Here is a 12,850-nt window from a genome sequence, read left to right as displayed (position 1 = left end):
CCGCCGTGGCGCACTATGGACAGCACGCGGATCTTGACGACCCTTTTTGTCGACACCTGCCGCATTTGATTTCGCAGAGTGCACTTTTGAATCTACGCGGGATCATAGCCATGAAAAAGCGGCCCGGCTTTGGGGGAAAGGACACCCGCACCAAAGCACCAAAGCACCAAAGGTGTGCCCCAGCCTCAGAGGCAAACCCACTGCCTGCTTGCATGCGATTGCTGCATCGCTTCTACGGTTCTTTGAACTTCATAGGCCTCGCGAAAATCGGGGCCACAGGTAACACCACCACTATGCGCAGCCAGCAATTCGGCCACCTCGATCACCTTGAGGTCGTTAAACCCCAGGTGATGGCCCGGTGCCGGGCAGAATTGGCCGTACGGCGGATGCGCCGGACCTGCCTCTATTTTCGTGTAGCCACTCCGTCCGGGCTGACCAGACCAAAAGGCAAGCTCGTTCATACGCTCTTGGGTGAACGCCAGTGCTCCCTTTGTACCGGTAATTTCCCAAGACAGGTCCATCGTGCGCGCAGTCGCTGCCCAATTGGCCTCCAGACTGCCGCTCACCCCGGATTGAAAGCGAACCAGCGCATGGGTCATGTCATCAACCTCAACGGCCGCGCGCTCTGTCGTACGATGGGACTTGGGCCGTGTTGGGTGGATTGTCCGGCAATCCGCCTGAACCTCTGCCATTGGCCCCAGCAGATAACGCGCCATCGAGATAATATGGCTGCCAATGTCGGCCAAAGCACCGCCGCCCTGAATATCCGTACGGAAAGAATGGGGCACGTTCGGATCGAACATGTAGTTTTCGGCGTGACGCCCACGAAAGCCTGTAACCTCACCAATCTCGCCCGATGTGATAATCTCCCGCGCTAATTTTATCATCGGATTGCGCTGAAAGTTGAAGCCCACCATGGTCACAATGCCTGCGGCCTCGGCGGCTTGGGTCATTTCCAGTGCGATGGCTGCTGTGGTTGAAAGCGGTTTCTCGCAGTAGACCGTTTTACCGGCCTTGATCGCAGCAAAGGCAATCGGTGCATGAAATATATTCGGTGCAGTGATAGCAACGATATCAACGCCCTTATCATTGACAAGCGTTGCCCAATCTCCGGTTGACTGCTCAAAGCCAAGAGTTTGCGCCGCATCGCGTGCGATTTCATCATTGATATCCGCCAGCACGCGCAAGCGCGGTTCAGCCTGCACATCAAACAGGCCTGAAACAGAGCGGAACGCATTCGCATGGCAACGTCCCATGAAGCCTGACCCAACAAGTCCTATCCCGATCTCCGATTTACCCATGTCTTGCCCTCTTTGTTTTTTGGCCTAAGCCGCGTCAGAACCGCGATGATGAGAGACGGCGTCGATCAGGTTTTCTTCCGTCATGTCGTCGCCTTTGAACTCAGCCACGACGGCGCCTTCGGACATGGTCAAAACGCGATGGCTGACGCCCAGCACCTCAGGCATTTCCGAAGAAATCACGATTACGGCCAGCCCTTTTTCCGCCAGCTCGGCGATCAATTCGTGGATCGCTGATTTGGACCCCACATCAATGCCCCGTGTTGGCTCATCAAGGATGATCAGCTTGGGCTCAGCGCAGAGCCATTTCGCCAGCACGAATTTCTGCTGGTTGCCGCCTGACAGTTGCGACATTGCCTGATCCGGTCCGGTCGTCTTGATCGCAAGCGCCGATTGGTATTTCTCATAGGTGGCCAATTCCTTCGACCGGCTCATTACAGCCATTTCGGAAAACTGTTTCAGATGCGGCAGCGAGGTGTTTTCACGTCCCCCCATCATCAGGACCAACCCCTGTTCCTTACGGCTTTCAGGAACCAGTGCCATGCCCATATCGATGGCTTGACGCGGGGTGGGAAGCTCGATCGGCGCACCTTTCCAAAAAATCGTGCCCGCGTCAGCGCGACGCACACCAAAAATGGCTTCAACCAATTCCGAGCGTCCCGCACCGACAAGGCCGTACAGCCCAAGAACTTCACCTTCGCGAACCGAGAAAGAAACATCGCTGAACTGACCATTTTTGCTCAGACCATCGACAGACAGCACTTTTGCCCCGAACATTTCCTTAGCCTTGACGAAATAGGCATCAAGCGTACGCCCGATCATCATGCGCGTAACCTGGTTCAGACCGGTGTCTTGGGTCTCTACCGTGCCTTGCACTTGACCATCACGCAACACAGTGATCCTGTCGGTGATGTCAAAAATCTCGTCCATCTTATGCGAGATATAGACAATGCCCACACCGCGCGCTTTCAACCCCCGTATGGTCTGGAACAGCTGATCTTTCTCGTTGTCCGTCAGCGATGCGGTCGGTTCATCAAAGATCACGACATTCGCGCTAAAGGCCTCGGCACGCGCAATCTCGACCATTTGCTGCATGGCAACAGAAAGGGTCCCTACCCTTACATCGGGCCCAAACCCGCATCCCAGTGCCTCAAGCGCGCGGGATGCATCGCGGCGCAGCTCACGCTTTTTCAGCACACCAAACCGATTGGTCGGCCAAGCCCCCAAATAGATATTCTCGGCAACTGACAATTCCGGCGACAGTGACAGTTCCTGATGAATCAGCAGGATGCCCTTTTGTCTTGCATCCAGCGGTCCCGCCACCTGTATCGGCTCACCCTGATAGATGATCTCTCCGCCATCAGGTTTGTGTAGCCCGGCCAGAACCTTCATCAGGGTCGATTTCCCTGCACCGTTTTCCCCAACCAGCGCATGAACCTCTCCGGGACGGATATCAAAGCTGACGTTGTCTAGCGCTTTGACCCCAGGGAACACCTTGGTGATACCCTTAACCTTAAGAATAGCGGCATTCATCGCTCATCTCCCCCATGGTTCAGCAATTTGTCCAATACCAGCGCCAGCACAAGTACCGCGCCCATCACCATCAGCTCAACGTAGTTAGGTGTATTGAGCAAACGAAGCCCATTGCGCAGGACAGCCAGTGTCAGCACGCCGCCAATGGTCATCCACATACTGCCAAATCCGCCCTGAAGACGTATGCCGCCCAGAACAACGGCAATGATTGTCCAAAGCTCCCAAACCTTGCCAGCATTGGGTTCGGCCGTGCCAAGTCGCATCGACAGAAGGATTCCGCAGACCGCCGCGAGTGTGCCACAAATGGTGAAATTGATGATCTTGTGTCGTTTGACGTTGATGCCAGCGCCATGCGCAGCCTCGATATTATCGCCCACAGCATAGGTTTCGCGCCCGTGGCGCGTGCTTGACAGCACCCATTGGAAAAATAGCGCCATCGCGAAAAAGATGATCGCAGTAATCGAGATTGGGCCAATGTAGATTTCCGGAATTTCAGTATAGCTGAAATCCTGCACCATCAGGGCATTTTCACCGGTATAGACAAACACCAGCCCACGAATGCCAATAAGCGCGCCAAGTGTCACCACAAAGGAATGCATGCCTGACAGAGCGACCAGAGTGCCGTTCACAAAACCCAGCGCGGCCCCGGACAACAGCCCAAGACAGATTGCAGGCCAGACGCCCATATGATCCTGCAATCCGATCGCCAATGCCGAGGCCAGCGCAAGAATTGCACCAACCGACAGGTCAATCTCGCCGTCGATCATGACCATGGTCATGCCAATGGCAAGAATACCGATAAATGCGCCTTGGGTTAAAATGTTACCAATATTGTGAACGGTCAAAAAATACGGGCTGGCCACCGAAAACACCACCACCGTAAGTGCCAGAAACACCCAGATGTGATTTCTTAGCAGCCATGACAGCGCCGCGCTTAACGCCCTGTTCGGCCGAGAGTCCATAGTGTGGCTCATGCGAAAACCCTCCCGCGTTTTGCGCCCAGATCAATCCAAACCGCAATGATGATAACCGCCCAAGTCACAAGCCACTGCACATAGTAGGCGAACCCAAGCAGCAGCAGACCATTTTGGATAAAACCAAGCATCGAAATGCCGATCACCGTCCGCCAGATGCTTCCAGACCCACCCAGCAACGACGTACCGCCAAGGATCACACCGGCCAGAACCGTCAGCTCATACCCCTGCCCGATCGTGTTTTGTGCCCCCATAACTCGGCTCCCCATGATGATCGCCGCGAACCCAGTGGTGAGGCCCGACAGCACATAGGTCCAGAACACAGTCCAGCGGGCATCCACCCCGGAAAAGACGCTTGCGGTTTCATTGCCGCCCACAGCGTAAACGCGGCGTCCGAAGGTCGTGTATTGAAGCACGAGTCCGGCAATGATCGCACCCAGAAGGAAAAGGATCACCGGAACTGGTAGGCCCAGAAAATCACCGCGTCCAAAGACGGCAAACCAGGTGTTCTGCGCGTCCTGCACATTCACGTTGGAACCACCCGAGTAAAATAGCACAAGCCCTTGTAAAAATGATAACATTGCCAGAGTCACGATCAACGCGTTCAATCCGACAAACCCCACCAAAATCCCATTGAATGCACCGATGAGTATCCCCGCACCGAGCGTCATGATAATCGCTGGAAAGGGCCCTGCAATGTTGTGCTGATCCACAACAATCACGGTGAGCAGCGTCAGAAGCGACCCCACCGAAAGATCCAGGCGCCCCGTCAACACGACAAAAGTCACGCCAAGCGCCATCATTCCTGTTATTGAAACCTGCCGTAGGACATCAAGGATATTGCCCGGCGTCAGAAATGCATCTGCACTAAGGGCAACCGCTGCCAAAAATACGAGAAAGCCCAAAATCAGCCCATGACGTCTTAGGACGGTATTGATCGATTGCTGCATAGTAAAACGTCCTCCCTGATCCAACGATAGGCAACCCATATTTCACGAGATACGGCCGATTTATCCAAAATGAATCTTTCGACCTTTTTGAAGCGCGCGGACTTGCGATCGTGCTACTAAAGCCAATGTGGAAAAATCAGATTTGGATATTTCTACGATTGAGCGCTGTTGTGATCTGCAGAACACTTGAGGACAAGCACCCCGCCAATGCTGCCAACGGGGGTCACGCACTGGAAAAATGGTGGCATTCAGAGGAGGAACTCATGATTTATTGGACCAAAGCACTCGGTCTCGCCACCGCTGTGGCATTCAGCGCAGGTGCCGCATTTGCAGAGGACGCGCCAGAATGGTTAGGCGGTGAATTGAAAAAACCACTGTCGGAAACCCGCATCGGCATAACCTTGCTTTATCCCGGCTCAAACGCCTATCAAGCGAAATACGCAGAAACCGCCGAGGCCTATACCAAGGAACTGGGTATTCAGGCGACAGTGATGGACCCTCAAGGCGACCCGGCCGTTCAATTTGACCAGATTCAGGATATGGCATCCCAAAACATGGACGCACTCGTCGTCTGGCCTACGTCACAAAATGCGCTTATCCCTGCAATCCGTAATGCATCGCGCGCAGGTATCCCTGTGATAACGTCGAATTCGCCCATCGGCGAAGCAGGCCGTCGCTACATCGTCAGTCACACTGGTCCCGACGACTGTGCTCAGGCCGAGCAATCTGCCGAAATGCTTGCCGACTCGCTTGGTGGCGAAGGTGATATTGTGGTTGTTGAGGGGACGCCGGGATATTCAGTTTCGATCCTGCGTAAAAACTGCTTCCTCGACAAGATGGCCGATGATTATCCCAACATCAACATTCTGGCCAGCCAGACAGCCGAGTGGAATCGTGAGAAGGCACAGACCGTAATGGAAACCTTCCTAACCCAGTTTGGCGACCAGATCGACGGCGTATATGCTTTTGATGACGGCATGGGACTAGGTGTCATCAGCGCGCTGCAAGGCGCTGGTAAAGCACCGGGAGATGTGAAGGTAGTGACATGTAACCAGTTCGGCGAAGGTTGGGATGCGATGAAGTCCGGCTGGCACTCAGGCTCGAACAAGCAAAGCCCAATTGATGATGCGATCCTCGCGATCCAAACGGCAATCAAGGTTGCCAACGGGATCGAAGTGCCGTCGCTTCAGGGTATCGAAACGCCAAAAGTTCTGCCGGAGAATGTAGATAGTTTCGGGCGCCCTTCCTGGTAAGGGCAGCCGCATGACAACCAAGGCCGCGTCCTCGGGCGCGGCCTTTTCTGTTCAGTAGTGACCGCTTTTGCGCATAATGGCGTCGATCCGGTTTTGAGATTTACTCAGGGCCTCTTTCACAGACTGCGTTCCCTGTAGCATCAAATGGATCTCATCCCCCAAGACGTTAAGAAGACTGCTGAATTCCGGGATCGGTGGACGAGGCCAGGTCTGTAGTTCACCGCGCCGCTCCATGGCGTCCACCTCACTGATCAAGGTCGAACTGGCCTGTACTTCAGGGTCCGCGCTGGTGGAAAACCGCGGGCTGGTGAGATTACCGTTCAGCACATACCATTTCAGCATCTCCGGGCGGGTCAAGTATTCCATGACCTTCCAAGAGGCCGCCTTGCGCTTTGGTGCCAACCCTGCAGGCATCGCGAGCGAAAAGCCTCCAATCGGTGACACGGTGCGCGCACCCGGGCCATGTGGGTGAGGCACGAATTTTACGTTTCCGTGGGCCGGAGAGGCCGGGTTCAACTCAAATGCAGCGGCCCGGATGCTCCAGCCATAGGTCATTGCTGCCTCGCCTTTGGAGAAAATATTGATCCTTTTATCCCAGTTGCAGGTCAGGCTTTCCTTGTGAGAAAAACTGACAAGCTCCAACAGGAATTCTGCCGTTTCACGCGCCACATCACTGTCCAGTCGAGGCCGGTAGTTTTCCTTTTCAATCATAGTGATATTGAAATCATCACCAATCGGATCAAGATTGATGATCGGTTGACCGAAATCCGCCAGGGTCTGCACAAAGCTATGCGCAACCGGCGTACCGCGCCCAAAATTCATGACAATGCCCGACATGCTAAAACTGGACTGATGCAAGACACGCGCCGCCAACAATAACTCTTCCGTAGTCCTGGGCGCGGACAGTCCAGCCTCGGCAAACAAATCAGAGCGGCAAAAAAGCAATTCTGCGGTTGGCTGGATGGGCAAACCATATTGGTTACCGTTCCAGGATGAGCCTTTGTAGGCTGCATTGTGGAAATCAGAAGGGTTATAACGCTCTTCCAGCATGATTTGATCCAAGGGCTCGATCAGGCCTTCGGTGGCAAGTTGCCCAATCCAGGGCAAATCCACCGCAACCAGATCGTATTTGGAAACCGGCAGCTGCGCATTCACCATGATCTCACAGTGTAGTTCATCAAGCGACAAATTAATGATTTCCATATTGGTGCCGCAAAGTTCGTCCAAATTGGACGAAAACTCGTTAAGTGTCTGAAAGGTGGGATCGAGCGAACTGAGAATGCGAAAACTGCGATCGACTGCGATACCCGCACGCATCGCATTTGGATAGGGTAACGTCTTGGATGCCATGTAGTAGCCACCAAAATAGAAATCACTCATTTCCCCGTCGCCAGTGGTAAAACCGAACGTATTACCAACCATCGCCTTCAATTGCATCGCAAAACTTTCGAATTCGGCAATCAATGCACGTGTCGGATGCAACGAAAATGATTTGCCCGTTCGGGATTTGGGGCGCTTTAGCAGCAATCCCTCGTCAATAAGTTCTGAAATACGCCGCATGGCGGTTCCGTAGGGTACGTCCGCCGCCATTGCCGCAGAGGTCACGGTCAACAGCCGCCCCTCCAGATGGCGCCGCATCGCATAAGACACAATGTTCCATCGCGGATCCACCGTCGTAAGACTTGTGCGTTTTTCAGACAGCTCTCGGTTCGAATCCACAAAGGTCAAGATTCGAAGAAGTTCCTCACGTGTCATTTGATATCCCCTGTCATCCTGCCTGAGCTATCTTGCCATGGTTTCAGACCTGACAAAGAGTGCCAGATGCAATTATGTCCAAAACTGATAATTTGCGTGTTCAGTAATCGGCCACCGAGGTGCAACTTGTCGCCAAAAGGTTTATCGGCGGAGACAAGAATGGCGCGCACAGAATACGACTACATTGTGATCGGAGCTGGCTCAGCTGGATGTGCCGTCGCTGGGCGGTTAGGTGAAGCGGGATATTCGGTTCTATTGCTCGAAGCTGGCGGCAAGGACCGCAATCCGTTCATCCACATTCCCTTGGGCTACTCTATGCTTTACGCCAATCCCAAGGTGAACTGGTGCTATGAAAGCGCGCCCGAGCCGCATCTGAACAATCGCCGCCTGTTCCAACCGCGCGGCAAGGTGTTGGGCGGCACTGGCGCGATCAACGGCATGATCTATATGCGCGGCCAACCTCAAGATTTCGACGGTTGGGAACAGGATGGCTGCACCGGTTGGGGGTGGGACGATGTCTTGCCGTTCTTCAAATCCTGCGAAGATCAAGAACGTGGCGCGGACAAGTTCCACGGCACAGGAGGGCCAGTAGCAGTTTCCGATATTCGCACAGAGCACGAATTGGGCGAAGCATTCCACGCGGCTTCCGAAGCGCTTGGCGTGCCGCACAATGACGATTTCAATGGGGCGCAGCAGGAAGGCACGGGGTACGTGCAAACGACCACAAAAAACGGGATGCGTTGGAGCACCGCTGCAGGCTATCTGAAAGGCAAGGCAAAAGATAACATCGACCTGCAGTTGAACGCGATGGTCTACAAGGTCACGCTAAATGGCAGACGCGCCACCGGGGTGAAATGGACCGACAAACGCGGCAAACACGAAGCCCGCGCACGCCGTGAGGTCATCCTCAGCGGTGGGACATTCAACTCACCACAACTATTGCAGCTTTCCGGCATTGGCCCCGGTGCGCTTTTGCAAAAGCACGGAATCGACGTGAAACACGAAATGCCCGGCGTTGGCGAGAACCTGCAGGATCATTTTGGTATCGGTGCCGAATACCGGTCGACGGTACATTCAACCGTCAATGATCTGTATAACAACAAGTTCAAAGGCGGGTTGCAACTTTTGCGCCATCTGCTTTTCCGCACCGGACCTTTTGCGGACAATGGCAACTATTCCAATACGTTCATCTGCTCTGGTCCAGAAATTGACCGCCCCGATATGATGGTCACCTTTATGGCATGGTGCACCGATGAACAGCTCAAGCCTCACCCTTTTCCCGGGTTTACTATTCTCGCAGAACACATGCGCCCGTCCTCCCGCGGGCATGTCAGGATCTCTGGTGCGTCTGCGCGGGACAAGCCGGAGATCCAATTTAATTTCTTTGCAGATGAAGCCGATCAACGCGCCGCAATCGCGGGTTTGAAATTCGGACGCAAAATTGCAGAAACTTCCCCAATGTCGGACTGTGTGGACTACGAACTTTCCCCCGGAGAAAATGTGCAAACAGATGCTGAACTACTGGCGTATTGTCGGGCCAATGGCCTATCGCTGCTGCACCCGGTTGGCACCTGTAAAATGGGCACAGGCGCAGACGCCGTGGTTGATCCACGCCTGCAGGTCCATGGGATCGACGGGCTTCGGGTCGCGGATGCCTCGATCATGCCGCGCATTGTGACGGGCAATACCAACGCAGCCTCGATCATGATTGGCGAAAAAGCAGCGGCAATGATCCTTGAAGATACGCGGAGGAATATTTGATGAAAACCTTGCAGTTGGCCCTGATGGGGACAGGACGAATGGCGCATGTTTATGGCCCCAAGATTAACGCACACCCCGGACTGCAGCTGGAAGTGGTGTTCAACCCGCGCATGGAATCTGCCCAAAAGGTCGCAAAAATATATGGTGGACGGGCCATGGATGATCTGGACACTGTGTTGGCGGATTCAGCCGTCGATGCGGTCATTATCGCAACCCCGACAGACACGCATGTCGACTATATCATCGCAGCCGCAAAAGCTGGCAAGCCGATCTATTGTGAGAAGCCTCTGGATCAGTCACTTGATCGGGTGGATCAGGCCCTGGCAGCACTCGACGCCAACCCTGTGCCCTTCATGCTCGGCTTCAACCGAAGGTTTGATCCGGACAACAATGCGCTGCGCGAGGCGGTCAAGAGAGGCGAGGTTGGGCGTTTAAATATGCTGATGAGCTGGTCCAGAGAACCCAGCACACCACCCATTGAATATGTTCGGGCCTCTGGCGGCTATTTCGTTGACGCCACGATTCACGATATAGATCTGTTATGCTGGATCGCGGGGGAACGCCCGGTGGAAGTGCAGGCTTTCGGCTCCTGCATGTTCGACGACCAAATCGGTGCCGAGGGCGATTTCGATCTGACGATGACAACGTTGAAAATGCCATCTGGCGCACTGGTTCACATCAACAATTCCCGCTCATGTGCCTATGGATTCGACCAACGCCTTGAAGCATTCGGCGACAAAGGAATGGTGCAGACGCTGAACCACCGGGAGGACAATCTAGTCCGCTGGGACAACTGCCGCACCGTTGCCCGCGAACCGCTCAAACATTTCTTTCTCGAACGCTATGATAGCTCATTCTATCGAGCGCTGGACGAATTCCACAATGCGGTGACAACAAATCGTACGCCATCGGCCACAGCCGAAGATGGTCGCTCAGCACTCGCTGTCGCCCTGGCATGCATGAGTTCTGCCTTGTCGGGACAGGTCGTCAGACTAGATCATAGAAGTTAATCGGGCTAAAAGCTCCAACCCAAGAACTTTGTCGTGATGGCCCAGGTTTTGAATACTTCATAAGCGCGCTTTCAAGGGCTTCATTCCGCTCCGCTTGCTTCAACATGTGTACTGCGCGTGTCGCACCAACGCAGAACGCCAGCCGACTTCTTGCAGGGGCTGATTCTCTATGCAGCCACTGCCCCCCCCCGAAGAAGGCGGACAGCGCGCCCTGATACGCGCGGATCTTATAAGTCTTGGGGGTATCCGTGTTGAAAAGCCGTCAGATTCGATGCTTTCACGGTGTGCCTCTGACAGTGCTGACAGCCCCGACAGTGGGTTTGAGGTGCCCCCAGTTTCCTAGACCCCTACCTTTTCCAGTTTGAGCTGTCTTTCTTCGAAGTCAACGGGCGAAAGCAAGCCGTTGTTCGTATGCTTGCGTTTTGAGTTGTAGAACAGTTCGATGTACTCAAAGACATCGCGCCGTGCTTCTTCTTTGGTGAATACATGGATAAATACTCCAAGGTTCATAAAAAATCGTGGAAATACGACGAGCGCGAGGTGAACAAATATCTGTCGCACTGGTTCCGCCGTAAAATTTCCAGCATTGACCGGGCCGAGGTTGAAAGGCTGCATGCAAAGATCGGTAAGGAAAACGGCATATATCAGGCTAATCGCCTGCTTGAACGCATTCGTTCCATTTTCAACAAGGGGATCGAATGGGGGTGGAAGGGCGTGAACCCGGCGACCGGGATCAAGAAATTCCGTGAACAGAGCCGCGACAGGTTCCTGCAACCAGATGAGCTGCCCCGTTTCTTTGAAGCCCTGGCGAATGAACCCAATGAGGCCGCGCGGGATTTCTTTATGATCTCTCTGCTGACTGGCGCGCGCAAATCAAACACCCTGGCAATGATGTGGAAGGATATCAGCTTTGAAGCCGCAACCTGGCGCATTGAGGAAACCAAAAACGCCGACCCGCTGACAGTCCACCTGCCGCAGCAAGCCGTTGAATTGCTGATCGAACGTAAGCTGAGATCGGACAGCCCCTATGTATTTGCAGGCTCCGGCAAGAGCGGCCACTTGGCCGACCCCAAGAAAGCCTGGACCCGTATTTTGGCAGAAGCAGGCATTGAAAACCTGCGCATACACGACCTGCGCCGCACACTTGGCAGCTATCAAGCGGCGACGGGGGCCAATGGCTATATCATCGGCAAATCGCTTGGCCACCGCTCGCAACAGTCCACCGCTATCTATGCCAGGCTAAACCTGGACCCGGTCCGCGAAAGCGTAGACAGGGCAACTGAGCTAATGTTCTCGAAGACGCGGTAGCATATCTTCCTATGGCAGCTCTGCGCAGAAAGCGCCATTTGCAAAGTCTTGGGACTTGTCAGCTGGGAGGAGCAACCATGCTGCATGAGCATGTCAGGAGCGGCCGTTCGCCGCGGGTGAATCCACCAATCATCACCGAATGGACTGGATGCAGACTATTTATCCGATCTCTGCGACACCGCCTCAAGCCTTGGTGTTTATAAAGTCGTCGAAAATCGACTTTGCTTTGGCCGCTTTTCGTTGAACTCGCCATCTTGAACACCTGCCAGGAACCGCTCCGGTAAGGTACGTCTTCCGGATAACATCATTTAAGATTGCGCCCAATTCGGAAGCAGCAACCAAAAGTTGCTCTCTTCGCTTAGTATCGACTCGCATGTGTGCGACCCAATCGGGAATTCGTGTAAGGGTTCGCAAGCCTTCTTCAATACCCCAAAGAGAGTACCTAACGTCCAATCGCTTTGACTTCAGCCTGTCGGCAGCTTCCCGAGCCTTCTCGTGTTTTTCCTTGTGGGCTTGATCAGAACTGACCTTCGCAAGCACATAGCTCAGTGCAATAACTTCATGTACCAAGCGTCCAACATCATTCAGGTTTTCTGCCGCAGCTTGCCTAATAGCCCCGCGCACCTCTTCTTGCTTTCGCAATTTGAGCGGTTAAGAGCAAGTTCAAGATCGATATTACAGCCGCAACGCCCGCGGCGATTAGGGTGGCGGTTTCCTTAGTCATTGGATCTCCCGAAAACTTCTTTCTTACCCTTTCCATTGCAAGGATCGGTTAAAATGGGCTCGAAGCGGATATGCGGCAGCGTGGTTGCAGCGATATCGCACCTGATTCCGACCGCTAGTTGGCTCCAGTCGGCCCAATCGCGACATTTGTGCCAGGCACAGCAATGAAAGTGTTGCGGTGGCGAAGGCCAATGGCCGAACTGCAGAAAACTGCGTTTCATCCGCCCTCAATAACCGCCTCCGGTGCTGCGGTTGGCAACAAGGCCGGTAATGCGCAGGAAGTAT

The 12,850-nt window shown here is 54.1% G+C and carries 9 protein-coding genes and 1 pseudogene; 4 read left to right on the top strand and 6 right to left on the bottom strand.

Annotated elements, in window-relative coordinates; genetic code table 11:
• Positions 1-185 precede the first annotated feature (185 nt).
• From LRK71_RS15865 to LRK71_RS15850, 4 genes are read right to left on the bottom strand one after another with little or no spacing between them, the layout of a single operon-like run.
• Positions 186-1,301 carry a Gfo/Idh/MocA family protein gene (locus LRK71_RS15865; protein ID WP_232404810.1) on the bottom strand — a complete coding sequence of 372 codons (1,116 nt, stop codon included), beginning with the start codon at positions 1,299-1,301 and terminating at the stop codon, positions 186-188.
• Positions 1,302-1,325: 24 nt separating this feature from the next.
• Positions 1,326-2,831 carry a sugar ABC transporter ATP-binding protein gene (locus LRK71_RS15860; RefSeq protein ID WP_232404805.1) on the bottom strand — a complete coding sequence of 502 codons (1,506 nt, stop codon included), beginning with the start codon at positions 2,829-2,831 and terminating at the stop codon, positions 1,326-1,328.
• Positions 2,828-3,793 carry an ABC transporter permease gene (locus LRK71_RS15855; RefSeq protein ID WP_232404803.1) on the bottom strand — a complete coding sequence of 322 codons (966 nt, stop codon included), beginning with the start codon at positions 3,791-3,793 and terminating at the stop codon, positions 2,828-2,830. The genes LRK71_RS15860 and LRK71_RS15855 overlap by 4 nt, the downstream gene beginning before the upstream one ends.
• An 8-nt stretch (positions 3,794-3,801) precedes the next feature.
• Positions 3,802-4,755, bottom strand: a complete 954-nt coding sequence (locus LRK71_RS15850; protein ID WP_232404802.1) for an ABC transporter permease — start codon at positions 4,753-4,755, stop codon at positions 3,802-3,804.
• Between the two features lie 263 nt (positions 4,756-5,018).
• Between LRK71_RS15850 and LRK71_RS15845 the strand changes: the two genes are divergently transcribed.
• Positions 5,019-6,008, top strand: coding sequence for a sugar ABC transporter substrate-binding protein (locus LRK71_RS15845; RefSeq protein ID WP_232404800.1), 990 nt, complete (start codon positions 5,019-5,021; stop codon positions 6,006-6,008).
• Between the two features lie 51 nt (positions 6,009-6,059).
• Here the strand turns inward: LRK71_RS15845 and LRK71_RS15840 are convergent, their stop codons facing one another.
• The gene (locus LRK71_RS15840; protein ID WP_232404799.1) at positions 6,060-7,763 is read right to left on the bottom strand and encodes an ABC transporter substrate-binding protein; all 1,704 of its coding nucleotides are present in this window, start codon (positions 7,761-7,763) and stop codon (positions 6,060-6,062) included.
• A 126-nt stretch (positions 7,764-7,889) separates the two neighbouring features.
• On the opposite strand from LRK71_RS15840, the gene LRK71_RS15835 reads away from it, so the two are divergent.
• Together LRK71_RS15835 and iolG are read left to right on the top strand one after the other, a co-directional pair.
• Entirely contained in the window at positions 7,890-9,524 is a 1,635-nt protein-coding gene (locus LRK71_RS15835) for a GMC family oxidoreductase (RefSeq protein ID WP_232404797.1), read from the top strand.
• Positions 9,524-10,534 carry an inositol 2-dehydrogenase gene (gene iolG / locus LRK71_RS15830; RefSeq protein ID WP_232404796.1) on the top strand — a complete coding sequence of 337 codons (1,011 nt, stop codon included), beginning with the start codon at positions 9,524-9,526 and terminating at the stop codon, positions 10,532-10,534. Before LRK71_RS15835 ends, iolG begins: the two co-directional genes overlap by 1 nt.
• Before the next feature lie 339 nt (positions 10,535-10,873).
• Here iolG and LRK71_RS15825 read toward each other — a convergent pair.
• Positions 10,874-11,014: pseudogene (locus LRK71_RS15825) on the bottom strand (IS3 family transposase); the annotation flags it as partial.
• A gap of 6 nt (positions 11,015-11,020) precedes the next feature.
• Between LRK71_RS15825 and LRK71_RS15820 the strand changes: the two are divergent.
• A complete protein-coding gene (locus LRK71_RS15820) occupies positions 11,021-11,842 on the top strand; it encodes a tyrosine-type recombinase/integrase (RefSeq protein WP_232404795.1) in 822 nt (273 codons plus the stop codon).
• Positions 11,843-12,850 lie beyond the last annotated feature (1,008 nt).

The sequence above is a fragment of the Pseudophaeobacter flagellatus genome, from assembly GCF_021228235.1.
Taxonomy (GTDB): domain Bacteria; phylum Pseudomonadota; class Alphaproteobacteria; order Rhodobacterales; family Rhodobacteraceae; genus Pseudophaeobacter; species Pseudophaeobacter flagellatus.
Note: the sequence above shows the minus strand (reverse complement) of the source record. Positions and strands in the feature narration are given on the sequence as shown.

Coding starts and splice junctions, on each gene's coding strand:
- LRK71_RS15865 (WP_232404810.1), bottom strand. CDS start 1,301: ATGGGTAAATCGGAGATCGGGATAGGACTTGTTGGGTCAGGCTTCATG.
- LRK71_RS15860 (WP_232404805.1), bottom strand. CDS start 2,831: ATGAATGCCGCTATTCTTAAGGTTAAGGGTATCACCAAGGTGTTCCCT.
- LRK71_RS15855 (WP_232404803.1), bottom strand. CDS start 3,793: ATGGACTCTCGGCCGAACAGGGCGTTAAGCGCGGCGCTGTCATGGCTG.
- LRK71_RS15850 (WP_232404802.1), bottom strand. CDS start 4,755: ATGCAGCAATCGATCAATACCGTCCTAAGACGTCATGGGCTGATTTTG.
- LRK71_RS15845 (WP_232404800.1), top strand. CDS start 5,019: ATGATTTATTGGACCAAAGCACTCGGTCTCGCCACCGCTGTGGCATTC.
- LRK71_RS15840 (WP_232404799.1), bottom strand. CDS start 7,763: ATGACACGTGAGGAACTTCTTCGAATCTTGACCTTTGTGGATTCGAAC.
- iolG (WP_232404796.1), top strand. CDS start 9,524: ATGAAAACCTTGCAGTTGGCCCTGATGGGGACAGGACGAATGGCGCAT.
- LRK71_RS15820 (WP_232404795.1), top strand. CDS start 11,021: ATGGATAAATACTCCAAGGTTCATAAAAAATCGTGGAAATACGACGAG.